The 24828-nt window shown below is 30.9% G+C and carries 22 protein-coding genes and 1 pseudogene; 6 read left to right on the forward strand and 17 right to left on the reverse strand.

The features are described 5' to 3' along the window. Positions 1-130: 130 nt before the first annotated feature. Positions 131-2137, reverse strand: coding sequence for a triple tyrosine motif-containing protein (locus ABF633_RS07670; protein ID WP_415523077.1), 2007 nt, complete (start codon positions 2135-2137; stop codon positions 131-133). Between the two features lie 166 nt (positions 2138-2303). Between ABF633_RS07670 and pulA the strand changes: the two genes are divergently transcribed. Continuing rightward, entirely contained in the window at positions 2304-4457 is a 2154-nt protein-coding gene (gene pulA, locus ABF633_RS07675) for a type I pullulanase (RefSeq protein ID WP_415523078.1), read from the forward strand. 106 nt (positions 4458-4563) lie between these two features. Here pulA and ABF633_RS07680 read toward each other — a convergent pair whose 3' ends face one another. Beyond that, complete coding sequence (locus ABF633_RS07680) at positions 4564-5007, reverse strand: YaiI/YqxD family protein (RefSeq protein WP_415523079.1); 444 nt, start codon at positions 5005-5007, stop codon at positions 4564-4566. A gap of 607 nt (positions 5008-5614) precedes the next feature. On the opposite strand from ABF633_RS07680, the gene ABF633_RS07685 reads away from it, so the two are divergent. After that, positions 5615-5887, forward strand: a complete 273-nt coding sequence (locus tag ABF633_RS07685; protein ID WP_415523081.1) for an STAS-like domain-containing protein — start codon at positions 5615-5617, stop codon at positions 5885-5887. A gap of 321 nt (positions 5888-6208) precedes the next feature. Further along, on the forward strand, positions 6209-6523 hold the full coding sequence (locus ABF633_RS07690; protein WP_415523082.1) for a hypothetical protein: 315 nt from the start codon (positions 6209-6211) through the stop codon (positions 6521-6523). Positions 6524-6693: 170 nt separating this feature from the next. Here the strand turns inward: ABF633_RS07690 and ABF633_RS07695 are convergent. Further along, a pseudogene (locus ABF633_RS07695) lies at positions 6694-6829 on the reverse strand (ethanolamine ammonia-lyase light chain EutC); the annotation flags it as partial. Positions 6830-6843: 14 nt separating this feature from the next. Continuing rightward, the gene (locus ABF633_RS07700; RefSeq protein ID WP_415523083.1) at positions 6844-7182 is read right to left on the reverse strand and encodes a hypothetical protein; all 339 of its coding nucleotides are present in this window, start codon (positions 7180-7182) and stop codon (positions 6844-6846) included. A gap of 177 nt (positions 7183-7359) precedes the next feature. Between ABF633_RS07700 and ABF633_RS07705 the strand changes: the two genes are divergently transcribed. Next, entirely contained in the window at positions 7360-7539 is a 180-nt protein-coding gene (locus ABF633_RS07705) for a DUF1737 domain-containing protein (RefSeq protein WP_415523084.1), read from the forward strand. Positions 7540-7751: 212 nt separating this feature from the next. Here ABF633_RS07705 and ABF633_RS07710 read toward each other — a convergent pair whose 3' ends face one another. Next, positions 7752-8453 carry a hypothetical protein gene (locus ABF633_RS07710; RefSeq protein WP_415523085.1) on the reverse strand — a complete coding sequence of 234 codons (702 nt, stop codon included), beginning with the start codon at positions 8451-8453 and terminating at the stop codon, positions 7752-7754. A gap of 521 nt (positions 8454-8974) precedes the next feature. On the opposite strand from ABF633_RS07710, the gene ABF633_RS07715 reads away from it, so the two are divergent. Further along, positions 8975-9397, forward strand: coding sequence for a hypothetical protein (locus ABF633_RS07715; protein ID WP_415523086.1), 423 nt, complete (start codon positions 8975-8977; stop codon positions 9395-9397). 591 nt (positions 9398-9988) lie between these two features. On the opposite strand, the gene guaA is transcribed toward ABF633_RS07715, so the two are convergent. The 4 genes from guaA to ABF633_RS07735 form a co-directional block, all read right to left on the reverse strand. Then, positions 9989-11521: a glutamine-hydrolyzing GMP synthase gene (guaA, locus tag ABF633_RS07720; protein ID WP_415523087.1), complete on the reverse strand. Its 1533-nt coding sequence runs from the start codon at positions 11519-11521 to the stop codon at positions 9989-9991. Between the two features lie 192 nt (positions 11522-11713). Beyond that, positions 11714-13168, reverse strand: a complete 1455-nt coding sequence (guaB, locus tag ABF633_RS07725; RefSeq protein ID WP_415523088.1) for an IMP dehydrogenase — start codon at positions 13166-13168, stop codon at positions 11714-11716. 489 nt (positions 13169-13657) lie between these two features. After that, a complete protein-coding gene (gene groL / locus ABF633_RS07730; RefSeq protein ID WP_415523090.1) occupies positions 13658-15289 on the reverse strand; it encodes a chaperonin GroEL in 1632 nt (543 codons plus the stop codon). Positions 15290-15343: 54 nt separating this feature from the next. Further along, on the reverse strand, positions 15344-15631 hold the full coding sequence (locus tag ABF633_RS07735) for a co-chaperone GroES (protein ID WP_415523091.1): 288 nt from the start codon (positions 15629-15631) through the stop codon (positions 15344-15346). 408 nt (positions 15632-16039) lie between these two features. Between ABF633_RS07735 and ABF633_RS07740 the strand changes: the two genes are divergently transcribed. After that, positions 16040-16708 carry a TIGR01906 family membrane protein gene (locus tag ABF633_RS07740; protein WP_415523092.1) on the forward strand — a complete coding sequence of 223 codons (669 nt, stop codon included), beginning with the start codon at positions 16040-16042 and terminating at the stop codon, positions 16706-16708. A gap of 142 nt (positions 16709-16850) precedes the next feature. Here the strand turns inward: ABF633_RS07740 and ABF633_RS07745 are convergent, their stop codons facing one another. The 8 genes from ABF633_RS07745 to ABF633_RS07780 form a co-directional block, all read right to left on the reverse strand. Next, positions 16851-17729, reverse strand: coding sequence for a DNA-3-methyladenine glycosylase family protein (locus ABF633_RS07745; protein ID WP_415523093.1), 879 nt, complete (start codon positions 17727-17729; stop codon positions 16851-16853). Positions 17730-17768: 39 nt separating this feature from the next. Then, complete coding sequence (locus ABF633_RS07750; protein WP_415523144.1) at positions 17769-18170, reverse strand: C-GCAxxG-C-C family (seleno)protein; 402 nt, start codon at positions 18168-18170, stop codon at positions 17769-17771. A 104-nt stretch (positions 18171-18274) separates the two neighbouring features. Beyond that, the gene (gene gltA / locus ABF633_RS07755) at positions 18275-19657 is read right to left on the reverse strand and encodes an NADPH-dependent glutamate synthase (RefSeq protein WP_415523094.1); all 1383 of its coding nucleotides are present in this window, start codon (positions 19655-19657) and stop codon (positions 18275-18277) included. After that, positions 19650-20555, reverse strand: coding sequence for a sulfide/dihydroorotate dehydrogenase-like FAD/NAD-binding protein (locus ABF633_RS07760; protein WP_415523095.1), 906 nt, complete (start codon positions 20553-20555; stop codon positions 19650-19652). The genes gltA and ABF633_RS07760 overlap by 8 nt, the downstream gene beginning before the upstream one ends. A 308-nt stretch (positions 20556-20863) precedes the next feature. Beyond that, the gene (locus tag ABF633_RS07765) at positions 20864-21712 is read right to left on the reverse strand and encodes a 3-hydroxybutyryl-CoA dehydrogenase (RefSeq protein ID WP_415523096.1); all 849 of its coding nucleotides are present in this window, start codon (positions 21710-21712) and stop codon (positions 20864-20866) included. Positions 21713-21845: 133 nt separating this feature from the next. Then, complete coding sequence (locus tag ABF633_RS07770; protein WP_415523097.1) at positions 21846-22859, reverse strand: electron transfer flavoprotein subunit alpha/FixB family protein; 1014 nt, start codon at positions 22857-22859, stop codon at positions 21846-21848. 22 nt (positions 22860-22881) lie between these two features. After that, complete coding sequence (locus ABF633_RS07775) at positions 22882-23664, reverse strand: electron transfer flavoprotein subunit beta (protein WP_415523098.1); 783 nt, start codon at positions 23662-23664, stop codon at positions 22882-22884. An 18-nt stretch (positions 23665-23682) separates the two neighbouring features. Beyond that, complete coding sequence (locus ABF633_RS07780; protein WP_415523099.1) at positions 23683-24822, reverse strand: acyl-CoA dehydrogenase; 1140 nt, start codon at positions 24820-24822, stop codon at positions 23683-23685. Positions 24823-24828 lie beyond the last annotated feature (6 nt).

Here is a 24828-nt window from a genome sequence, read left to right on the forward strand (position 1 = left end):
AAAATTCAGATGGGGTAAAAGAATCCCCACCTGAATTAAGAACTTGCTTCAACTATAACATCTAAAAATACCAACAAAATACATTAGTTATTTATTTACGATATCTAAGCTAATTATACTAATAATATTATTATTTTTCTACATCAAATCCCAATATAGCATAATCTTCATAGGAAGACTTATTTATTTGGCTTTTGCTTAAGACTAAAAGCTTATAGCTGCCTTTTGTAAAGGGAATAAAAGTATAGAAGTTTTTCCTACTATATTTTTGTACCAGATTCCATTCACTCTGTTCCATTAAATAGAACTCATAAATAACTTCTTTCCCACCTTCACTACTTACGTTAAAATTAATTCCTTCATTGACCTTAGGTTTAATCCTGTCACATTCTATTACTGTATTAGTTACAGGTAAGCTTTCATGTATCACAAATCTCACAGTTTTTTTACAATCAAAATCTTTATCACTTTTTTTGTTCTTAGCAAATATATCAATATTATAAATTCCTGCACATTTAGGATTTATTACATATTGAGAAGCCTGTACATAATTTGTCTCCTCAACTTTTCGATTGTTAATTTTTAACATATATTTATTTAGAGTATCTTTTGTATTTTCGCAAACAACCGTAAGCTCTATTTTGTCACCAATCATGTAATACTCATTAGAAGGTACTAATACGTAATCTATATTAGCAGGTATATAATCAAAAGCTTCCACATAAACGGTAGAAGAACTATCATATTCTTTTGTAGAAAATTTATCCTTTACCCTTATTTCAACCTCATAGCTTCCAGCCTTTTCTGGAGTATAATTTACCCATTCACAAGGGCCATAGTCTATTTTTTCAATCTCTTTATCCTCACTTTTTACGATAAAGGAATATCTAAGTTCTATCCCACCTTCTGCTACTACCTTTATATTTATAGTTTCTCCCTTTAATATCTTTGTCTTTGTATCTTTAATTACTTCTTTAATAACTACAGGATCTCTATTCTCTTCATCTATTATGAATTCCATATGAGCCTTATCCTCATAGCTCTCTTCAAATGAAGCATCCTTTACAAATAAAGTTATTTTATATGTACCTGCTGTTTTGGTTTTCCAATTAAAATTATTATTCCTTATATATCCGGAATCTTCACTGGAATTGCCATCTATTATAAATCTATACAAAAGTTTTTTCCCACCCTCTGCCAAAGCCTTAAAGTTTATATCATTCCCTAAGGTTTGAGGCGATGTAACATCTGAAGTAAAACTTTTAATTGCTATAGTTTTATATTTCTTTATGTTATACAAAATTACAGCCCTATCATCATATTTATTTGGGGAATACATATCTTTAACCAGACATAAAAGCTTAAAATCACCAAAATCATTTTCAATATAACTTACTATTCTCTTAGTAGAGTAGTTTTGTATGCATTCCGCGGCACCTTTTGAATCAATTTTTATAAATTTATACAAAATCAGTCTACTGTCATCATGCTCAGCCTCTACCTGAAAAGTTATTTCATTTCCCGTAAAAAGTTCTTCTGTAAGACATTTAAAATCCTTAATTTGCATGTTTTTTATGGGCAGTACGTTAAATTCAACACTTTTTGTGTCATCAAATTTTTCTTTTGAATCTATAAGCTTGCACTGAACTACTACTTCCTGTTTGCCTATTTTAGTAACGGTCCAGGTTATCATATCTTCTGCACTATAGTCCTTTAAAAGACGCCATTTTCCGTTTTCTACAATACCATATCTAAATAAAACCCCTTTTCTAACCACTTCAACTTTAGCTTCTATTTTCTCCCCTACAGTTAGTTCCCTTTTATCTAAAGTCACAGCTTTTATAATATTTTCTTCAATTTCTCCAATGACATAATCTACTTTACCTAAATAATTAAAGGACTTTTGTTCATCTTCTCGCTTTGCTTGAACTATAATAGTATAAATACCATTTTCTGTTGGCTTCCAAGTAGCCTGTGTTTCTTTGGAAAATTCCTTTAAAGTAGTCCATTTTCCATTTAAACCTACACAATATTTATATGATAAATTTTCTTCAATTTTATTCCCTATTGACATCACTATTTCATCATTTATTTTTTGAGGGCTTTCACGATTAAAATTAACTTCAAATTCATTCATACTTCTTCATCCCCTGTTTTAAAAGTATTCTTTTTACATTATACTATAATTCCATTATTTGTAACAAGTTTTTTATTTACATTTCCCCGAATATTTAATATTATAAATTAATAGTATAAACAAAATTTCCAATAGTTAGCATAGTATAATTTTATGGAGGGCTAAAATGAATATTATTAGTGTATCCGTCAAAGGTTTTAAATCATTAGAAGTAACTGTTGATGATTTAAATCAGTTGGATTTATCAAAATTTAGCATAAAAAATAACGATAAATTCTTAAATATAAACGCACATTATATTAATGGCACTACTATTACCTTAATATTATCAGAAGAAATAGACATAAAATATGAATGCTTTTTATTCTACGATAATATTACTAAAAATTGTAATTATTTTAAATTATTTTCCTCCGAAGAATTCAATGGCAGATTTTTTACTTTAGACGAACTTGGTGTCATGTATCATAAAAACTTTTCAGATTTCAGAGTATGGTCACCTGCGGCAACTTCAATAGATTTGTTAATTTACCAAAATGGCGATCCATCTATATATGAAATTCCAAGGAAATTTTCTATGAATGAAGAAAACGGCCTTTGGTCAATAACTGTAAATGAAGATTTAAAAAATCACTTCTACACTTATAGCGTAAGTGTCTATGGAAATACTAATGAAACTGTAGATCCCTATGCAAAATCAGTGGGAGTTAATGGTTACAGAGGCTATATACTTGATCTTAAGGAAACAGATCCTGAAGGCTTTCATAAAGATATTTATCCCAATAATATTGATAATTACACCGACGCAATTATATACGAAATCAACATAAGAGACATGAGTATAAATCCTAATAGCGGTATTCAGAATAAAGGTAAATTTATAGGACTTACAGAAGAAAATTCGAAAACTTCAAATCATACCCCTACCGGTATTGATTATTTAAAATTTCTTGGCATAACACATGTACAAATTATGCCTATATTTGATTTTTCTTTTGTCAGTGTAGATGAAAAAAATCCAATTAAATACAATTGGGGCTATGATCCAGAAAATTATAATGTACCTGAAGGCATCTATTCTACAGATCCTTGTGATCCAGTTTGTAGAATTAAAGAATTAAAAAAAATGGTTTACTCAATGCACAAAAACGGCATATGTGTCAATATGGATGTAGTATATAATCATATATTTGATTATAAAAACAACTGCTTCGAAAAAATATTTCCTGGTTATTATTTTAGATACAATGATGATAATACTCTTTCCAATGGAAGCGGCTGCGGAAATGACACGGCCTCTGAAAAATTAATGATGAAAAGATTTATAATCGATTCAGTTATGTACTGGGCCCACGAATATCACATAGATGGATTCAGATTTGATCTTATGGGTATACACGATGTGAATACAATGAATACTTTGCGGCATAAATTGGATACTTTTAAAAGAAAAATAATGCTTTATGGAGAAGGCTGGGATCTAAAAACAGCTCTGGATAAGGCCAAAAAAGTAATGATACCAAATGCCACAAAGACCCCTAAAATTGGATTCTTTAATGATATCATCAGAGATATTTTAAAAGGGAATACCTTTGACAGAAATGATAAAGGCTTCATAAGTGGAAAAGATAACTTAGAAAATAGTTTAGAATTGTCTGTTATAGGATGTACAAATTACTCTGAAAATTTAAATGGACCCTTTTCCTCTCCTGTACAATCAATAAACTACGTTACTTGCCATGATAATTATACTCTTTGGGATAAGCTTCAATTTACAAATAGAACTGAATCTGAGGAACTCAGAATATATAGGACAAAATTAGCCCTTGGAATTATTCTTACAAGCCAGGGGATTCCATTTATATATTCTGGTACAGAATTTCTCAGAACTAAAGAAGGTATTGAAAATAGCTATAACTCACCGGATTATATAAATTGGATTGATTGGAATAGAAAAGATAAATATATGCATGTTGTAAACTATATAAAAGAACTTATATTTCTAAGAAAAAACCATCCTGCTTTTAGAATGAGCTCCATTGAAGATATTAAAGATAATGTGGAGTTTCTAAAAAATATGCCTAAAAATACAGTAGGTTTTTTAATAAAGAACAACGCCAATAATGACCTTTGGAAAAATATATTGGTAGTGTATAATTCTAACGATACTTCTACTGAAATACAATTTCCCGATTATGGTGACTGGAATTTGGTAGTTGATAGACACACTATTAATGAAAAAATAATTCACACATATCATCGTAATGATCCCTATTATATTGATGGTATAAGTATAAATATACTTTATAACAACACCTAAAATTTATAGAATAAAGCTGTAAGGCCTTATTTCATTTAGCCTAGATAAGATATTAAACTTAAGTTTGTCAGTCATATTAAGTTAAAGGGCCTTGTAGCTTGTTTTTCTATAAATTTTGTGAATAAGATATAATTTTAATAAGATTATTATATAATTTTTTATCATCTTCAATATCTCTTTTTTTATGATTTACAGTTCTTCCACCACCTCTTCTTACCTTCTGGCCTAAATGTCTTTCAAATAAAAGTCTTTCAATATTATCATTACTATATATATTTCCCTTTGGACTTAAAGCATAGGCATTTTTACCAAGTACCATTGCAGCTACTCCGAAATCTTGGGTTATAACTATATCTCCCTTTTTAGCTTCATTTGCAATTTTCATATCTACACTCTGAAAACCACTATCTACATAGACAATTTTACTATAATCACTTTTTAAGATATGATTTATGTCGCAATACATAATTACCTCTATATAATTTTTCTGTGCCGCCTTTTCTATTATTTCTCTTCCTGGACAAGCATCTGCATCTACTATTATTCTCAATTTATTTTCCTCACTTTATCTTTTATACAAAATATATTTCATATACATTTTAACCTAATATGCAGAATTCTCCAATCCCCTATAGGCGAGAGGATAGCACATTAATGTAAATAGTTTGATACTATTTATATTAATTAGACATGTATAATTATTAATATTTCAGATAAAATATTAATGTTAGTTGCTCTTTGTAAACTGAATAGATAAGGTTGTAGGAAGAATACGAAAATGCGATAACCAAGCTATGCCTTCCCTACGTAAAATATTCAAGGCTCACGCACGGGAGCATTTTTATATGTTCTAATTTTGATTATATTGAAATTTAAAAATGTAAACTTTTTTTAACATAGTATTATTTATAACAGATATATGGGAATATTATAAAACTTATTTGATAATTTATTAACAATTTACCAATAAAACATATGGATTAGCAATAAATCATGTGTTTTATTGCCAAATAATTTCAATATTTCATTTTAAAAAATATTATTAAAAATTATTGTTAAAAATTTGACAAGTGCAAAAAACTGTTATATAATAGAACCATAAGATTAGTACACAAATCAAACAAAAAATTTGTTTTAAGTTGATAGGAGGAATAAAAATGGAAAAAGTTTTAAATGTTAAAAATATTATAGGTGGACAATTTACTTGCGAAGATGCTATCTTATTGAAGGGTAACCTTGCTAATGATAATGATACTGTAGTTCTTGATTTTGCTGGTATTAATGAGGTGCCCACAACTTTTTTCTATAATCTATTTTCTGATTTCTTGTACACTGCAGATAGAGATAAATCCTTTCAACGTATTAAAGTTAAAAATTTATCAGATATATACAATTACAATAAAGTTGTTCACGGAACAGCTATTATGTAATTTACTATATATAACTTTCCCTTTCCTTATAGAAACAGCTAAAAGCTGAACCCTTTTAGCTGTATTTATTTTTTTGTTTAAATTATAATTTTAAAATATATATTGCAATAAATTATATTTATTATAAAAATCTACTCTGTTTACTGTTACTGATTAAATCTACAATGTTAGTTGCAAATTATTATATAAGTTAAAATATATTTTAACGAAAACATTTACATTTTATATTCACAAAATTCTGATAATATTGTATAATATACTTAAAGATAATAATAAAATATTATCTGATTTAGTTAATACAATGGGTTGGGAGGTTTTAAAATGCAATTAGTAATAGATAAAACTGTTAGAGAAAAAACCATTAAGGATGTAATGGACGAAATAAAGCAAATTAAAAATTACATTTTTGACACCAAGCTTGAACTTATTAACAGCATTGATAATGCTTTTATGGGTTGGACTATAGATGGTAATCACAATCTAAGAAGAAATAAAGGTAATGAAGTTTCATTAGCTAAATTTGATTATGTTTATTGGCTTGACTATGATAACAATGAAAAAAGTTCTAACTATGCAATAAAAATAGATTTAAAGAATGGCATGTATAACCTTGCTGGAGTATTTAGAATAGATTAATTTTATTAATCAAATATTGTTTGTAAAAACATTTACAAACAATATTAACATATGACTACAATATAATATACATTTTACTGTTTTAAATAAAAGCACTATGAGAATGGATTTAAAATTTTATTAATCTCATAGTGTTTTTATTATTACTAATTAATTTATCTAGACGTGCAGCTGTTCATACTTTCACTTGCGGCTAGCCCAGGACGCTCGCCAATAAACATAACTGTAACTTTGGCATTCAGTACCTCACTTATTTTATTCTATAGTAGCAACTCTAGCCTACTTAACAAAGATAGGTGTACCTACTACCGCATGCACTTTTAATCTTTACTAAAAAAAGCTACACTAAAACTCTTTAGTATAACTACAAACCATGAGCCCAGTGAATTCAATAAATTATGCAGTCCCTCAAAAATTCCTAAGGTAAATGTAAAAAAGTCAATTATAGGTATTTCACTTTTTTTAATATAGTACCTGTATATGTAACGGGCTAATAATAAATACACAACAGCTTTAAATATACAAAATAAAAATTCTTTACTATTAGTTGCATTTGAAATATTTTCATCTTTATCCCTTACAAACATAAATACCAATCCTACAATAGCAAATATTACCGCAAATAGTTTTTCGATAAAGAGTAACTTAGTATTTAACATAAGTTGTGACATTTTTAATACACTTCCTTCCTATATTTTATATACATTAATACTAAGCAATATTCCTTCCAATTTAGGCAAAATTGAAAATAGCTCACCAGAGCTATCTATTTTTAGATTTAATGCTATAATTTATTTAAATAATCACTATATTAGTTAACAAGGAGAGATGATTATATGGAAAATAAACTTAGATATCGTTTAATTACGGGAAAGGATGATGCAAGCTTTTGTCAGAGAATTTCTAAATTGCTTGATGAAGGCTATAAACTACATGGGTCCCCTTCATGTACATTTAATGGACAAGACGTAATTGTAGCACAAGCGGTAATTCTAAATGATAATAAAGAGAAATAACTACTAATATTTTAAGCCTAGAGTTCAAAATCTTGAACTCTAGGCTTAAAATTATTTACTTTTGTTCCCACTCTATCGTTATAATTAAACAACAGTTGGGAAGCTTAGTAAAAGAATTGCTAGTTATAGGTTATATTGCAGAGCATGAAGCAGATCTAATTATATTATCTTCGGAATGTCTATAGATATAAAGGAGTAACTATATTTATGTATTAATTGGTTGGTGTAAGAGTTACTTGATTTAAATTGCTAATTACAACTGTATTATGGTCTTCTAAATCTACTGTAACTTCTTTAACTCCATCAGTTCCCAAAATTTTATTTACTTTTGTTATTCCATATTTGTTATAGACTGCAAGATTTCCACTTCCTTTAAATGAGGTAGCAATATATGTTCCTTTAGCAATATCTTCTCCAACAACCCATGCTCCAGTATAAAGCTGTATACTTTGACTTGTTATGCTAGATGACGATACTGCTGGTTCAAAATGTACTTTATTTATTCCATATAATTGTATTTTGTCTTCATTTGCAATCTTGGTTCTAATCTTTGTAACACATATTTTTTTATCTATGCCTAATGTTTCACTTATATTTACCTTTCCTTGCTTGTCTTCAATTGTACAATTTCCCTGGCCCTCTACAGGTGTTATATCATATAATCCTGGCTGTATATTTTTACCTCCAAAGAATGTTCCAGCTCCTAGATCTGCAGCTTTTCCTATTACTTGTCTTTGTTTTAGTATTACATGTTGTCCTAACTTTTGTATGTTATTATTCGAGGTATTAGATTTGTTTTCATTAAAACTAGAAGTTGATTTGCCATAAACATTGATACCTATAACAATAATAATTATTACTATTAGGCAAATCCAAATTTTTTTAAAGATATTTTTCTTAATTTTATTACTCATCGTTATCCCCCCTGTTAAAAATTGTTCCTTAATTGTAACAAGTTGTTCACAAATTGGCAACAAATAAATAAAATCATATTATTTACCAATAATCATAAATAATTTTAATTTTTAATTGTTTCTTCATTTCATATAAACAATTGAAAATTAAAAACATTTACAGCATGGTAATATTACAATTTTCTTTTTTCCAATTATTAATTTTATATATGCTACATGTGCATCTTTTTTCCATTGCAAAACATTATCATTTGAAAACAACTATAGTATTCAGTATACTATTTTTAAGCATTATTACTAATTACTTTTCAACTCCATTCGATATGTGCCCTTGTGGTGCATCTTTTTTATTCTGTAAAATGTGGAAATACTGTTTAATCCAAGGTATAATTACTACATTGATTAATACAGACTCGTAAGAAAATGCGAACTTTTTATAAGGTTAATTAGCATACGATATTTAACATCAATGAAATGATATGATAAAATTATTATAGTGAAAATAGAGGTGAGATTAAGTTGTGAATAAAAAACATTATAAGTTAATTAGATTTAATAAAGCCATAGTAGTAGCCTTAATTGTTATAATAACTTTAACAATATGGAGTATTTCTTCTAATACTATCAACCTTCAAAAAAATTTTATTCAAGCGGGTACTAAGGAAATAATAAATAAAAAGTCTAATACTGTAAGTGTTTATTACAACATTACCTTTGGTGATAAAATAAAAAATGCTGACCCTGATATCATAAATGCAGCAGTACAGGGTATATTTGATTATTACTGCACTGAACATAATAATGTTATAAATAAAATGAATACATATGTACTTATTATGGATGTAAAAAAATTATTATGGAAGATGAGTGGAAAGTTGACTTTGTTGCAAAGGAAAAAGAAAATGATACTTATCCTACAATTGGATATAGTGTTGTTACTGTAGAAAAACAAAAATCGGGTGGTTATAAAGGCATCATAATAAATGATGGAGGTCCTAATATTAGAGTAAGGTAAAACATATTAAATTAAAATATGACATGCAATATTATTTCGCTTTATTCTTTAATATCGAATTAAAGAATAGATAGTATAAATTATTGAGGTGAACAAGTTTTTATTATTCAAAAAATATTTAATCTAATTAATGCTCAAAATGTATTTAAAGCAATTATCGTTATATGGTTAGGTTTTTTCTCAGGATTTTTCTCTTCAAAAATTATAAATAAAAGGAAGGATAAATAATTGAATAAATTCCAAATATCTGTCAATGATCTAACTACAATGAAAATTCTTCGTTCAATCTCCTTTATAAAATATGAAAGGTACACTGGATGATCGGTGTACCTTTTCTTATATAATAAATTGTATTTCAATACCCATTTCAAAATTTTCTTAATAATATCAATTAAAAATTGAGTTTTAACGTAAGCGGTAAACTACTCAGTGTATAGCACAAAAATAAACAACCATTTTAGACTGAACTGCCCCCTGTCAAGTAGACAGGGGGCAGTTCATTAATTCCTAGGCTTATAAATTATTCCCACTCTATAGTAGCAGGCGGCTTACTTGTCACATCATATACTATTCTGTTTACGCCTTTAACTTCATTTACTATTCTTCTGGACACTTCATCCAAAACTTCGTAAGGGATTCTCGCCCAATCAGAAGTCATTGCATCAGAACTTGTTACAGCTCTTAGAGCTATTGTATGACAATAGGTTCTCTCGTCACCCATAACACCCACAGATCTTATGTTTGGAAGACATGCAAAGTACTGCCATATAGTTTCATCCAATTTTGCTTTTGCTATTTCATCTCTGAAAATAGCATCTGCTTCTCTTACTATTTCAAGCTTTTCCTCTGTTATTTCTCCAAGTACCCTTATTCCAAGACCTGGTCCAGGGAAAGGCTGTCTCCAAACCAATTTATGTGGTATTCCAAGTTCTTCTCCTACAGCTCTAACTTCATCTTTAAAAAGTTCTCTAAGTGGTTCAATTAACTTGAATTCCATGTCTTCTGGAAGTCCACCTACATTATGATGGCTTTTTATTGTTGCTGAAGTAGCAGTACCACTTTCAACTACGTCGGGATAAATTGTCCCTTGTACAAGGTAAGCTATATCTCCTAGCTTTTTTGATTCTTCTTCAAACACTCTTATAAATTCTTCACCTATAATTTTTCTCTTTTTCTCAGGATCACTAACACCTGAAAGCTTACCCAAGAATCTATCTTTTGCATTCACTCTTATAAGGTTCATATCAAATTGTTTTCTAAAAATGTCTTCAACCTGATCGCCTTCATCTTTTCTTAAAAGACCATGATCTACAAAAATACATGTAAGCTGTTTACCTATAGCCTTATGCACAAGTACTGCTGCTACTGAGGAATCAACCCCGCCAGAAAGTGCGCAGATAACTTTTTTATCTCCAACAACTTCTTTAATTTCCTTAATTTTTTCTTCTGCAAAAGATGACATTGACCAATCACCCTTTAAGTCACAGACTTTGAACAAAAAATTAGCTAACATTTCTTTTCCGAACACTGTATGCTCTACTTCCGGATGAAATTGAACTCCATATATATTCTTCTCTTCATTTGCCATGGCTGCTACAGGGCACTGCTTAGTAGTAGCGGCTATTTTAAAGCCTGCTGGTGGTTCTGATACATAATCTGTATGACTCATCAAAGCTATATTATTCTCTTCTATTCCATTGAAAATTTTACAATCTTTAGAAAGATTAATCTCAGCTTTTCCATATTCTCTGATTTCTGCACTTTCAACTTTACCACCTAGAGTATGAGTTATAAGCTGCTGTCCATAGCATATACCTAGTACTGGAATTCCAAGATCAAATAATTCCTTATCAATCTTTGGTGTATTATCTCCATAAACGCTATTTGGTCCACCAGTAAGGATTATTCCCTTTGGATCCTTCTCTTTTATTTTGTCAATAGAATATGTGTATGGAACTATTTCACAATATACATTGTGTTCTCTTACTCTTCTTGCAATAAGCTGATTGTATTGTCCACCGAAATCTATAACTAAAACTAATTCTCTGTTCATATTTACCTCCCAATTATTTATATTAACATTTTAAATTCGTTATTTAAGAAAAGTGCAAACTAAAATTGGAAAAAATCACACCCCAGGGATGTAAATATTACCATTCATTACTTCGCCCTTTCTCACAATTACGCACTAAAGTTATCATTTAAAATTATTATACTATTAATGAATGCCAATAGGTAGATAATTTTATTGATTTACACTATAATTAGGTGCTTCTTTTGTTATAGATATATCATGAGGATGACTTTCCCTTAATCCTGCTGAAGTTTGAATTACAAAATTTGCAGTCTCATACATAGTATGCAGGTCTCTAGCCCCTAAATATCCCATTCCAGAGCGTATTCCTCCAACAAGCTGATAAATAGTATCCACAACGGATCCTTTAAATGGAACTCTTCCCTCTACGCCTTCAGGTACAAGCTTTTTATTTCCTTCTTGAAAATATCTATCCTTACTTCCATTTGCCATAGCCGCTAAGGAACCCATTCCTCTGTATACTTTATAACTTCTACCTTGATATATTTCTATTTCTCCTGGTGCTTCTTCACAGCCTGCAAACATTGATCCCATCATAGCTACACTAGCTCCAGCCGCAAGTGCCTTAACTATATCTCCAGAATACTTTAATCCTCCATCTGCAATTACAGGTACTCCATATTTATTTGCAACCTCAACACAATCCATTACAGCAGTAAATTGTGGTACTCCTATTCCTGAAACTACTCTAGTTGTACAGATAGATCCCGGTCCTATACCTACCTTTACACAATCTACACCAGCCTCTATAAGATCCTTTACTGCTTCTCCTGTAGCTATATTTCCTGCAATAATCTGAATATCCGGATACTTAGACTTTATCGCTTTAACAGCCTCTACCACACCCTTTGAGTGTCCGTGTGCAGTATCCACAACTATAACATCTACATGTGCATTTACAAGTGCGTCTACTCTATCCATCATGTCCCCAGTAACGCCCACACCTGCACCACATAAAAGCCTGCCTTGTCTGTCCTTTGCAGCATTTGGGAACGCCTTTACCTTTTCTATATCTTTTATAGTAATAAGTCCCTTTAAATAATTATTTTCATCAACTAAAGGAAGCTTCTCAATCTTATGTTTTTTTAATATTTCTTTAGCCTCTTCCAGTGTAGTATTTTCCACAGCAGTTATAAGATCTTCTGAAGTCATGACCTGTGAAATAGATTTTTTATAATCATTTTCAAATACTATATCTCTATTAGTGATTATTCCTACTAGCTTTCCCTCAACAGTTATGGGAACTCCAGAAATTCTATATCTGGACATTAGTGCTAAAGCATCTTCAATTGTATTTTCAGGAGATAAAGAAAAAGGATTAGTTATTACTCCATTTTCCTGTCTTTTTACTCTATCCACTTCAAGTGCCTGTTCTTCAATTGTCATATTTTTATGAATTATACCTATGCCGCCTTCTCTTGCCATGGCAATAGCCATCTTAGACTCAGTTACAGTATCCATACTTGCACTCATAAGAGGTATATTTAACTTTATAGTTTTAGTAAGATTTGTACTAAGATCAGTTTCTCTTGGTAAAATTTCAGATTTATTAGGTACTAATAACACATCATCAAAGGTATAGGCCTGTTTTAGAATTCTAGCCATTAACAACAACTTCCTTTCATTACATTTTAAGAATTATTATAATAAAAATAAATAAAATCAGATATTAAAAATTCAAATAAGAGATTCATCAAAAATAATTCATACTAAAAAATTAAAGTTTCCAGTAGAAACTCTTAAATTTGTTCAATATATGAATTAAATAGTTAATACTTTTTTCAACAATATCACTTATTTTATTTAAAATGAGCAAGTTTGTCAATTGCAAAAATTCCCACATTACAAAATTAAAACATGGCTTATTTTATAGATTTTGCTAAAATAATTAAATTTACAAGTAAATTTTAAACAAATAACATTGAATTTATAATTTAATTATTGAAATATTGAATTTTCACGACTAAATACTAATAACTCATAAAAATAAGCTATTTATTTAAATAGTTCTTAGCATCAACAAATCTTACTAGAATAAAAAAATATCCCGTAAAATTTAATTTACGAGATATTTTGAAATTGAGGTCTATTAAATTAATACATTCCGTCCATTCCCATTCCAGGAGCTCCTCCTGGCATTGGTGCAGGATTTTTTTCAGGTATATCTGCAACCACACCTTCAGTTGTTAAGAATGTTGAAGCTACAGATGCGGCATTTTGAAGTGCAGATCTTGTAACCTTAGTTGGATCTACAATACCTGCCTTTATCATGTCTACATATTTTTCACGAAGAGCATCAAAACCGATTCCCTTTTCGCTATTTACAACTTTTTCTATTATAACAGAACCTTCAAGTCCTGCATTTGCTGCTATTTGTCTTACAGGCTCTTCAAGAGCTTTTATTATTATGTTAATTCCAACCTGAACATCTGGCTCTTCATCAATAAGTGCTTTGATTTCTGGCAATATATTTAGGTAAGCAGTACCACCGCCCGGTACTATTCCCTCTTCTACAGCTGCTTTTGTTGCTGCAAGAGCATCTTCTATTCTCAATTTTCTCTCTTTAAGTTCTGTTTCAGTAGCTGCTCCTACTTTTACTACAGCAACTCCACCTGCAAGTTTTGCAAGTCTCTCTTTTAATTTTTCTGTATCAAAATCTGAAGTTGAAGCTTCAATTTGAGTTTTTATTTGAGCAATTCTATCTTTAATTTCTTCTTTACTGCCTTTACCATTAACAATTGTAGTGTTTTCTTTTGAAATTTTAACGCTTTCAGCTCTTCCAAGTTCCTGTAAAGTTACATCTTTAATATCTTTTCCAAGTTCATCTGATACAACTTCTCCACCAGTTAAAATAGCTATATCCTTAAGCATATCTTTTCTTCTATCGCCAAAACCAGGAGCCTTAACACCTACACATGTAAATGTACCTCTTAATTTATTTACAACAAGTGTTGTAAGAGCTTCTCCTTCAATGTCTTCAGCTATAATTAAAAGTTTCTTTCCCTGCTGAACTATTTGCTCTAATAATGGAAGTATTTCCTGTATGTTTGATATCTTTTTATCTGTTATAAGTATATATGGATCATCAAGAGATGCTTCCATTTTTTCTGTATCAGTTACCATATATGCACTTAAATATCCTCTATCAAATTGCATACCTTCAACTATATCTAACTCTGTTCCCATAGATTTTGATTCTTCTACAGTGATAACCCCTTCATTACCTACTTTTTCCATAGCATCTGCTATAAGCTTTCCTATGTTCTCATCACTAGCTGAAATTGCTGCAACTCTAGCTATATCTTCTTTTCCATTTATAGGTTTTGAAAGTTCTTTTAGATTTTTGATAGTTTCCTCAACTGCTTTATTTATACCAGTTCTTATAAGCATTGGATTAGCACCAGCAGTAACATTTTTTAAACCTTCTCTTATAATTGCCTGTGCTAATAAAGTAGCTGTTGTAGTACCATCTCCTGCTACATCGTTAGTCTTTGTAGCAACTTCCTTTACAAGTTGAGCTCCCATATTTTCATATGGATCTTCTAATTCTATTTCTCTTGCAATACTAACACCATCATTTGTTATAAGTGGTGCACCAAATTTTTTATCTAAAACTACGTTTCTACCTTTTGGTCCAAGTGTTACCTTAACTGTGTTAGCAAGTTTGTCTACACCTGCTTGCATAGCTCTTCTGCCTTCTTCACCTAATAATATGCTTTTAGCCATATATAATCCCTCCAAACAATTTTAACCTTAAAAATTAGATTTTATTTTAAAACATTAATCTTCAACAATTCCAAGTATGTCATCTTGTTTTACAATCAAATATTCTTCTCCATCAAGTTTAACTTCATTTCCGCTATATTTTGAGAAAAATACCTTATCATCAACTTTTAATTCCATTTTAATTTCTTTGCCATCCACATATCCACCAGGTCCTACTGCAACAACCTGCGCTATTTCTGGCTTTTCCTTAGCAGATCCTGGCAAAACAATTCCGCTCTTTGTTGTTGCCTCTGCTTCCAATCTTTTAATAACTACTCTGTCTCCAAGTGGTCTAATTTTCATCTTTAAACCCTCCTCAATTTATTAGAAAAATTTATTATTATTTTACCTGTTAGCACTCGTCTCACTTGAGTGCTAATACAATTATTATAATAATTAATACGATTTATATAAGCAAATTCTAAGTTTAGATTAATACAGTCAATTATGGCAATTACTCTAAATTATCTTCTATTATGTCGTCGTATTGGTTAATTTCTCTTGTTTTCTCAATATTTCTAAAAAGTTAATGTAAAATTTAACTTTTAAATAATTTTAACAAATATTTTAATAAATATATATTAAAACTACATATAAACCTATATAATTATAGATATAAATCTAGGCATACAAAGGAAGATATAATTTTATCACATTGTGATATTTATCGCTTATTTCTCTAAAAATGCCCTATTAGAATAGGAGATACATATGTTTAAGAAAAAGTTTATAATACTTCAAGCAATTATGTCATTAGTTATATTTTTATCTACTATCATGTTTTTTGCTAAAATTGTTTCTAACTTTAAACCACTTTACTATTACGATGTGGTAAATTTAAATGTAGAACAAGATTCTGGCTTGGATATTGCCACTATAAAGACTAATTATAATTATGTAATTAATTTCTTGAATGAATCTTCCCCTTCAGATTTCACCCTTCCAACACTAACTTCATCTGCTGATGCTAAAATACATTTTTTTGAAGTACATAAAATTTTTGCATTTATGAATTATTTTTTATATTTTTCCCTATTATTTATCATCATGTCAATTATTATTACCATAAAAAACAAAATATATTTATATTTAAAAATATCCGGAATAGCTTTAATGGCTTTGCCTCTAATTTTAATACCAATTCTCCTAACAAATTTTACAGAGTATTTTGATGATTTTCATAAAATATTATTTAGAAATAATTTTTGGTTATTTGATCCCAAAACCGATCCTATAATACTTATTCTTCCAGAATCATTCTTTTTACACTGTTTAATTACAATAGTATCATTGTCTGTAATATTTGGACTAATATTATACATACTCTATAGAATTATACATAAAAAAATCAAGTATACCTATAGTCCTAAATATAGATAATAAAATCTAGAGCTGGCATAAACCCTTAGCTCTAGATTTTAATTCATTACACATATATGATGTATTTTATACTAGTATTTTTGACGAATCCTTTGAAATATGGATACAAATTAATGTTCGACCCTTGATATTTCAAAGTTTCCTACTCTAGTATATTATTTTCTCTGGCATAATAGAACAGATATTGCTGAGCAAATCCCGACAAATTTCCAAATTTATTTCTGCCAAAATCCCTTATTTTTTTAAGTGAAACATCTGGAGCAACATAAAAATGCATCATTGCCCTTTTAACCCATACATCTACGGGAAAGGCAGAATACTTTTGCATAGAAAATAACATTATGCAATCTGCTACTTTAGGTCCTACCCCCATAAATTTTTGCAATTCTATGTGACATTTGTCATCATCACAACTATATATGTACTGCAGAATATCATTATTTTCATATACTTTTTCACAGGTATCCTTTATGTACTTTGCCCTAAAACCCGTTCCACAATCTTCAAAATCTTCTATAGTTTTATCCTGCAAATCTTCCACGCTAGGAAATGTATAATAAGTTTCACCATTATATTTTATTTCCTTACCCCATTCTTTACTTATAGCCTTTATTGCTCTCTTTATCATTGGTATTCTGTTATTTGCAGAAATAATAAAGGATATTAATAATTCAAAGGGTTCCTGTTTTAAAATTCTTATACCACTTCCAAAATCTACTGATTTTTTAAGAAGTTGATCTTTACTAAGTTCTATTTTTATTTCATCATAGTCTCTATTTAAATCAAAATAATCTACCCATATATCATTGAATTCTTTTTCTGTAGTATTGTATATTAATAAATCATTATCTTTCTTCTCGACTTCAATCACCTTGCCAAAGGCAACTCCAATAAAGGTACCTTCTTTTGTTTTATTCCACCTGAAGCACTGTCCACACTCAAATACATGGTCTAATTCAAAATTTTCTATACCCTTAACTATTACACACTTCTCATTACTTTCAATATCTTTAAAATCCATCCTATATCCTCTTTTCAGTAAGTGCTGCAATCTATTTTACTACTTATATTCCTCTATTAATTCTTCAAGAATTTTTCCAGCAGCATACACCATTTTACTACAACGTTCTTCATAATTTGCAAACTTTTCCTTAAGTTCAATACAGTTCTTTTCTTTAAAAATAGCTTGAAATCTATTAAAAAACTCTGCAGATATCTCTTTTATTTTACCACTTTCATGAGCTCTATCTTCAACAAAGACAATTCCAAGTACAGCCAGAGAACCTGTTATGGCACCACATACATCACCTATACCCATTCCACCGCCAAAGGCTGCCATTGATTTTAATGCCTTCTTGTCTAAATTAAGCTCATACCTTTCATTTGCTGCATAAATTATTGTTTCCGCACAATTTAAATTATATTCTTTATCATAGTATTTTTTCACATAATCAACAAACAAAATCATACTCCCTCTCTTTTCACACTTTATCTTGCAACATCAGTATTCCATATAAGATTTTTAGACATAGGATGGAATAGAAATCTCATCCTATGTCTACATATTTATTTGCTTAAATCCTCATGAATAGCCTTTGCTGCCTTCTTACCTGCACCCATAGCCAGTATTACAGTAGCCGGGCCTGTTACTACATCTCCACCAGCATAAACTTTAGCTCTTGAAGTACGTCCAGTTTCTTCATCTACTGCTATAAGATTTTTTCTATTTGCTTCAAGACCCTCTGTAGTATTAATAATTAGTGGATCAGCCCCTGAGCCAATAGCCATAATTACCATATCCACATCCAAAATGAACTCTGAGTTTTCCACGGGTATTGGTCTTCTTCTTCCTGAGGCATCTGCTTCTCCAAGTTCCATTTCAATGCATTTTATACCACTTACCCAGCCATCTGAATCTCCCAATATTTCAATTGGATTTGTTAAAAGATGAAATTTAATCCCCTCATTTTTTGCAAACTTAACTTCCTCAACTCTTGAAGGAAGCTCTTCCTCTGATCTCCTATATATAAGATGAGATTCCGCTCCAAGCCTTAAAGCTGCTCTCACAGCATCCATAGCTACATTTCCTCCACCTACTACAGCTACTCTTTTTCCTATTACTGCAGGTGTCTTATAGTCTTCTCTATAATCCTTCATAAGGTTATTTTTAGTTAAAAATTCATTGGCAGCTACCACACCATTAAAGTTTTCACCGGGTATACCCATGAAATTAGGTACAGCTGCTCCTGTACCAATAAATACAGCCTGAAAACCCTCTTCATTTAAAAGCTCATCTATAGTTACAGTTCTCCCTACAATGACATTTGTCTCTATTTTAACGCCAAGTCTTTTTAAATTGTCTATTTCATGTTTAACTACAGTTTCCTTTGGAAGCACAAATTCTGGTATACCCCATGCCAAAACGCCACCAGCTTCATGAAGGGCTTCAAAGATTGTAACATCATATCCAAGCTTCGCCAGATCTCCCGCACAGGTAATTCCAGCAGGACCACTTCCTATAACCGCTACCTTTTTACCATTGCTCTCAGCTTTTTCACCGAATTCTATACTATTTTCCCTGCACCAATCTGCTACAAATCTTTCAAGGTTTCCTATAGATATTGGCTCTCCTTTAATACCAAGCACGCATCCGCCTTCGCATTGAATTTCTTGCGGACAAACTCTTCCGCACACTGCTGGCAAAGCACTAGTCTCAGAAATTATTCTAGCTGCTTCTTTAAAATCTCTTTCTCTTATAGATTTTATAAAAGCAGGTATTTTATTATTAACAGGGCATTTACCCACACATCTAGGGTTCTTACATTGAAGACATCTGCTAGCCTCATTTACAGCATCTTCTTCATTATATCCTAAACAAACTTCATTAAAATTTTTTATTCTGGCATTTACAGCCTGTTCATGGGCAGGTGTTCTTTGTAATTTACTCATGATTTTCCTCCTCTAACCCTATAGTAACTTCATTTTCACTATGATTACAGCTTCCATGCTTCTGTCTGTATTTCAATTTAGCTTCATAACTGCTATACAAATTCTCTCTTCTCTTAACTTCTTCAAAGTCTACAAGATGTCCATCAAATTCCGGACCATCCTGACATGCAAATTTTACCTTTCCACCAATGGTAAGTCTGCAGCCTCCGCACATTCCGATTCCATCCAGCATCAAAGTAGTTAAGCTAACTATAGTTTTTATATTATACTCTTTAGTAATCACCGAAACCTCTTCCATTAATTCTGTTAGTCCTATTGCAACAACTATGTCATATTTCTTTTCACCCTGTAAAAGGCTCTCCAATGCACTAGAAATAGGTCCACTAATTCCCTCACTTCCATCTTTTGTAGAAATATATACGTTTTTAGTCACAGCTTCAATTCTCTCTTTAAATACTATATCCTTATAAGTATCAAAAGCAATTAGAGCATCACTTTCTATATTGTTTTTATATAACCAGGAAATTGCTGGATATATTCTTGCAGCAGATAAATCATCTGTTACAAAAAGTATATTTTTATTTTTAAGGTCATTTATATCTTCACTAAATAAAAGAGATGCCTGTCCTATAGGTCCTACTAAGTCTAATATACTGTCTCCTGCCTTCAAGCTTGCAAGCTGTTCTGTTGATAGCTCTCCATTTTTTCTAAAAACAATAGTTACAGTTTCTTCCTTTACATCGTAATCAGCAATTGGAAAAGGATTTCTTTCTCCTTTTTCATCTATTCTAAGTATTACAAATTGACCTGGTTTTATAGACTTAGCAACTCTTGGTGCTATTATCTTCATAGTATAAATATCATTCACATCTTTATTTGTATCTAATATTTTAAACATATTAACCTCCATTTTATATGATTAAATAAAATTTCTATCACTATACTAATAGATTATTTTCTTAATATAACTTAGGCATCTGAAAATAAATAAGAAGTCAAAGATGCGCCGTATATTTTGAATCCCTCAAGGAAACAGGTTCTGATGATAGTTGTGCTATCAGAAGGTTCTGTTGACGCAGAGGGATTCAAAATAGGCTAGCATACTGACTTAGTTATTTTTTGAAGATGCCTTAATTTGTATTATATCAAATAAATAAAAAATAAAAAAGGTACTATTCTAAAGAATAATACCTTTTCACATAATTACTATTTTGCGTAATCAAAGAAACCTTTAGCAGATTTTCTTCCAAGCCATCCTGCTCTTACATATTTTCTAAGCAATGAATGAGCTCTGTACTTAGTATCTCCAGTTTCCTTATAAAGGACATCCATTATTGCTAAACATACATCAAGACCAATTAAATCTCCTAATGCTAAAGGTCCCATTGGATGATTAGCACCAAGCTTCATAGCAGTATCAATATCTTCAGCTGAAGCTATTCCTTCTGCAAAGATACCAACAGCTTCATTTATCATTGGTATTAATATTCTATTTACAACAAATCCAGGAGCTTCTGCAACTTCTACTGGTTCTTTACCGATTGCAACACTTAACTCTTTTATTGCATCAAAAGTTTCCTGTGAAGTAGCCATTCCCTTTATAATTTCAATAAGTTTCATAATTGGAGCTGGGTTAAAGAAATGCATACCAATAACCTTATCAGGTCTATTAGTTGCAGCTGCAACCTCAGTTATTGAAAGTGATGATGTATTTGAAGCTAAAATAGTTTCTGGCTTACAAATACTATCTAATTCTTTAAAAATTTCTTGTTTGATTTTCATATTTTCAACTGCTGCTTCAACTACAAGATCGCAATCAGCTGCCTGATTTAGGTCAACTGTTCCAGTTATTCTTGTAAGTATTTCAGTTTTTGCTTCTTCAGTAATTTTTCCTTTTGTAACTGATCTTGAAAGATTTTTATCTATTCCCTTTATTCCTCTTTCAACAAATTCATCTTTTATATCTCTAAGAACAACTTCAAAGCCTTTTGCTGCAAAAGCTTGAGCAATTCCAGCACCCATTGTTCCAGCACCAAGTACACACACTTTTTTCATGTTATGTAGCCTCCTAAATATAAATTTTTTATACTTAAATAATTATAATATATGGATTATAATTATTTAAGTTGTAGTCTTTTAAACTTAAAATTTCCTTTTCAGAGCAGAATTATTCTACGCAAATTTTATATTATTTTGCGTTAGCTTTTACCTGTGCTATTAATTCTGGAACAACTTTATTTAAATCTCCAACTATTGCAAGATCTGCTACCTGCATTATTGGCGCATTTTCGTCCTTATTTATAGCTATTATATAGTCACTGTCCTGCATTCCAGCAAGATGCTGAATAGCTCCTGAAATACCACAAGCTATATAAAGCTGAGGTCTTACAGTTTTACCAGTCTGACCAACTTGAACTGATTTATCAATCCATTCTTTTTCTATAGCTGCTCTTGAAGCTGCAACTGTTCCACCAAGAACCTCTGCTAATTCTTGAAGTTTAGCAACATTTTCCTTGCTTCCAACGCCTCTACCACCAGCTACTATAATGTTAGCTTCTGCTATATCTTCTACATCCTTAGCTAATTTTACAACTTCCTGTACTTTTGTTCTTATATCGTCAGCAGTTAAGTTTACATTAACCTTTTCAATTTTTGAACTATCTTCTTTAGCTGCGTCTTTTTCTAATTTAGAAAAAACTCCTGGTCTTATAGTAGCCATTTGTGGTCTGTGATCAGCACACACTATTGTAGCCATTAAGTTTCCACCGAAAGCTGGTCTTGTAGCTAATAAATTTCCATTTTCAGGATCTATATCAAGTGCTGTACAATCAGCTGTCAAACCAGTTGTAAGTCTAGCTGCTATTCTAGGACCTAAGTCTCTTCCTATGAAAGTAGCACCTATGAATATTACCTCAGGTTTTCTTTCATTTGATAATTCACAAATAACCTTTGCATATGCATCAGTTGTAAAATGTGATAAAAGTTGATCATCAGCTACTATTACTTTATCAGCACCATAAGCTAATAATTCTTTTGCCATGTCATCAGTATTGTATCCAAGTAATACTGCAACTAATTCTGTATTTAATTTATCTGCCATTTCTCGGCCTTTTCCTAAAAGTTCTAATGAAACTTTTTGAAGCTCTCCGTCTCTTTGTTCAGCAAAGACCCATACGCCGCCTTTGTAATCTGCTATATTCATTCGAAATACCTCCTACATCACTTTAAATATAGTGCTTTTCCTTTAATTTTGAAATTGCATAACTAACTGCTTCTTTAACTGGTTTATTAACAATTTCTCCCTGTCCCTTAGTTTCCTTAGTTGCTGATTTCTTAACTTTTGTAGGTGATCCTTTAAGTCCAAGAAGTTCTTTATCTACATCTATATCATCTGCACTCCATACTGTTATTTCTTTGTCAAATAATCCAAATATATTCTTAATATCCATATATCTTGGTTCATTAAGTTCTTTTATAGCAGTAAGTAATACTGGTGTATTAACTTTAACTATTTCATAACCATCTTCCCAAGCTTTTCTTACTGTTAATTCTTTATCTCCAGTTACATCTACCTTTTCTACATAAGTAATCTGTGGAATTTGAAGATGCTCAGCTATTTCTGGTCCAACCTGTGCAGTATCCCCATCAATAGCCTGTCTTCCAGCGAATACTATGTCATAATCAAGTTTTCTAAGTGCTCCTGCAAGTGCATTTGACGTAGCTAAAGTATCAGCTCCTGCAAATGCTCTATCAGATATAAGTATTGCTTCATCTGCTCCCATAGCCATAGCTTCTCTTAAAGCTGTTTGTGCCTGTGGAGGTCCCATACTTAATACAGTAACCTTGGCACCTGTGTTCTCTTTTATTACTAATGCTTCTTCTAATGCATTCTTATCATCTGGATTTATTATTGATGGAACTCCTTCTCTTATAAGTGTTCCTGTCTTAGGATCTATTTTAACTTCAGTTGTATCTGGAACTTGTTTTAAGCAAACAACTATATTCATAGTCTATAACCCTCCTTATTATCTAAAAACGCTTCCTGAAATAACCATTTGTTGAACTTGTGAAGTTCCTTCATATATTTCAGTTATTTTAGCATCTCTCATCATTCTTTCTACAGGATAATCTTTTGTATATCCGTATCCACCAAATAATTGAACTGCTTTAGTTGTTACATCCATTGCTACATTTGCAGCATGAAGCTTTGCTCTAGCAGCTTCAACAGTGTATGGAAGTCCTTGATCTTTTGCCCAAGCTGCTTTATAAACTAAAAGTTTAGCTGTTTCTATAGCAACTTCCATATCTGCCATCATCCAAGCAAGTCCTTGGAATTTAAACAATTCTCTTCCAAATTGTTTTCTTTCTTTCATGTATTCTTTTGCTTCATTGAAAGCACCTTCTGCTATACCAAGAGCCTGAGCAGCTATACCAATTCTTCCTCCATCAAGAGTTTTCATTGCTACGCCGAAGCCTTTTCCTTCTTTACCAATCATATTTTCTTTTGGTACTACCATATCTTCAAATATAAGCTCAGTAGTTGATGAAGCTCTTATTCCTAATTTATCTTCAACCTTACCAATTGAGAAACCTTCATAACCTTTTTCAATTATGAACGCTGTTATTCCTTTTGTTCCCTTGCTTCTATCAGTCATTGCAAATATAACAAATATGTCTGCTGCTCCACCATTTGTTATAAATATTTTTGAACCATTGATTATATAATTATCACCATCAAGTACAGCTACAGTTTGTTGACCAGCTGCATCTGTTCCAGCATTTGGCTCAGTCAAACCAAAAGCACCTATTTTTTCACCCTTTGCAAGTGGTGTTAAATATTTTTGTTTTTGCTCTGGTGTTCCAAATTGATTTATTAATGAAGCACAAAGTGAAGTATGTGCTGAAAGTATAACTCCTGTAGTACCACATACTTTTGATAATTCTTCTACAGCTATTATGTAGGACAATGTGTCTCCACCAGCTCCGCCGTATTCTTTAGCGAAAGGTATACCCATCATGCCATACTTAGCCATTTTTTGTACATTTTCTATAGGAAATCTTTCTGTCTCGTCAATTTCTGCTGCTATGGGCTTAACATCAGTTTCAGCAAATTCTCTTACCATCTGTCTTACTAATTCTTGTTCTTTAGTCAATGAAAAATTCATGTAACT

Origin of the sequence: Clostridium sp., from assembly GCF_047718555.1 — a bacterium.
Lineage (GTDB): Bacteria > Bacillota > Clostridia > Clostridiales > Clostridiaceae > Clostridium_I.

Coding starts and splice junctions, on each gene's coding strand:
- pulA (WP_415523078.1), top strand. CDS start 2,304: ATGAATATTATTAGTGTATCCGTCAAAGGTTTTAAATCATTAGAAGTA.
- ABF633_RS07690 (WP_415523082.1), top strand. CDS start 6,209: ATGCAATTAGTAATAGATAAAACTGTTAGAGAAAAAACCATTAAGGAT.
- ABF633_RS07780 (WP_415523099.1), bottom strand. CDS start 24,822: ATGAATTTTTCATTGACTAAAGAACAAGAATTAGTAAGACAGATGGTA.
- ABF633_RS07770 (WP_415523097.1), bottom strand. CDS start 22,859: ATGAATATAGCAGATTACAAAGGCGGCGTATGGGTCTTTGCTGAACAA.
- groL (WP_415523090.1), bottom strand. CDS start 15,289: ATGGCTAAAAGCATATTATTAGGTGAAGAAGGCAGAAGAGCTATGCAA.
- ABF633_RS07685 (WP_415523081.1), top strand. CDS start 5,615: ATGGAAAAAGTTTTAAATGTTAAAAATATTATAGGTGGACAATTTACT.
- guaA (WP_415523087.1), bottom strand. CDS start 11,521: ATGAACAGAGAATTAGTTTTAGTTATAGATTTCGGTGGACAATACAAT.
- ABF633_RS07740 (WP_415523092.1), top strand. CDS start 16,040: ATGTTTAAGAAAAAGTTTATAATACTTCAAGCAATTATGTCATTAGTT.
- ABF633_RS07760 (WP_415523095.1), bottom strand. CDS start 20,555: ATGTTTAAAATATTAGATACAAATAAAGATGTGAATGATATTTATACT.
- ABF633_RS07700 (WP_415523083.1), bottom strand. CDS start 7,182: ATGTTAAATACTAAGTTACTCTTTATCGAAAAACTATTTGCGGTAATA.
- ABF633_RS07765 (WP_415523096.1), bottom strand. CDS start 21,712: ATGAAAAAAGTGTGTGTACTTGGTGCTGGAACAATGGGTGCTGGAATT.
- ABF633_RS07735 (WP_415523091.1), bottom strand. CDS start 15,631: ATGAAAATTAGACCACTTGGAGACAGAGTAGTTATTAAAAGATTGGAA.
- ABF633_RS07775 (WP_415523098.1), bottom strand. CDS start 23,664: ATGAATATAGTTGTTTGCTTAAAACAAGTTCCAGATACAACTGAAGTT.
- ABF633_RS07705 (WP_415523084.1), top strand. CDS start 7,360: ATGGAAAATAAACTTAGATATCGTTTAATTACGGGAAAGGATGATGCA.
- ABF633_RS07670 (WP_415523077.1), bottom strand. CDS start 2,137: ATGAATGAATTTGAAGTTAATTTTAATCGTGAAAGCCCTCAAAAAATA.
- gltA (WP_415523094.1), bottom strand. CDS start 19,657: ATGAGTAAATTACAAAGAACACCTGCCCATGAACAGGCTGTAAATGCC.
- ABF633_RS07745 (WP_415523093.1), bottom strand. CDS start 17,729: ATGGATTTTAAAGATATTGAAAGTAATGAGAAGTGTGTAATAGTTAAG.
- ABF633_RS07710 (WP_415523085.1), bottom strand. CDS start 8,453: ATGAGTAATAAAATTAAGAAAAATATCTTTAAAAAAATTTGGATTTGC.
- guaB (WP_415523088.1), bottom strand. CDS start 13,168: ATGGCTAGAATTCTAAAACAGGCCTATACCTTTGATGATGTGTTATTA.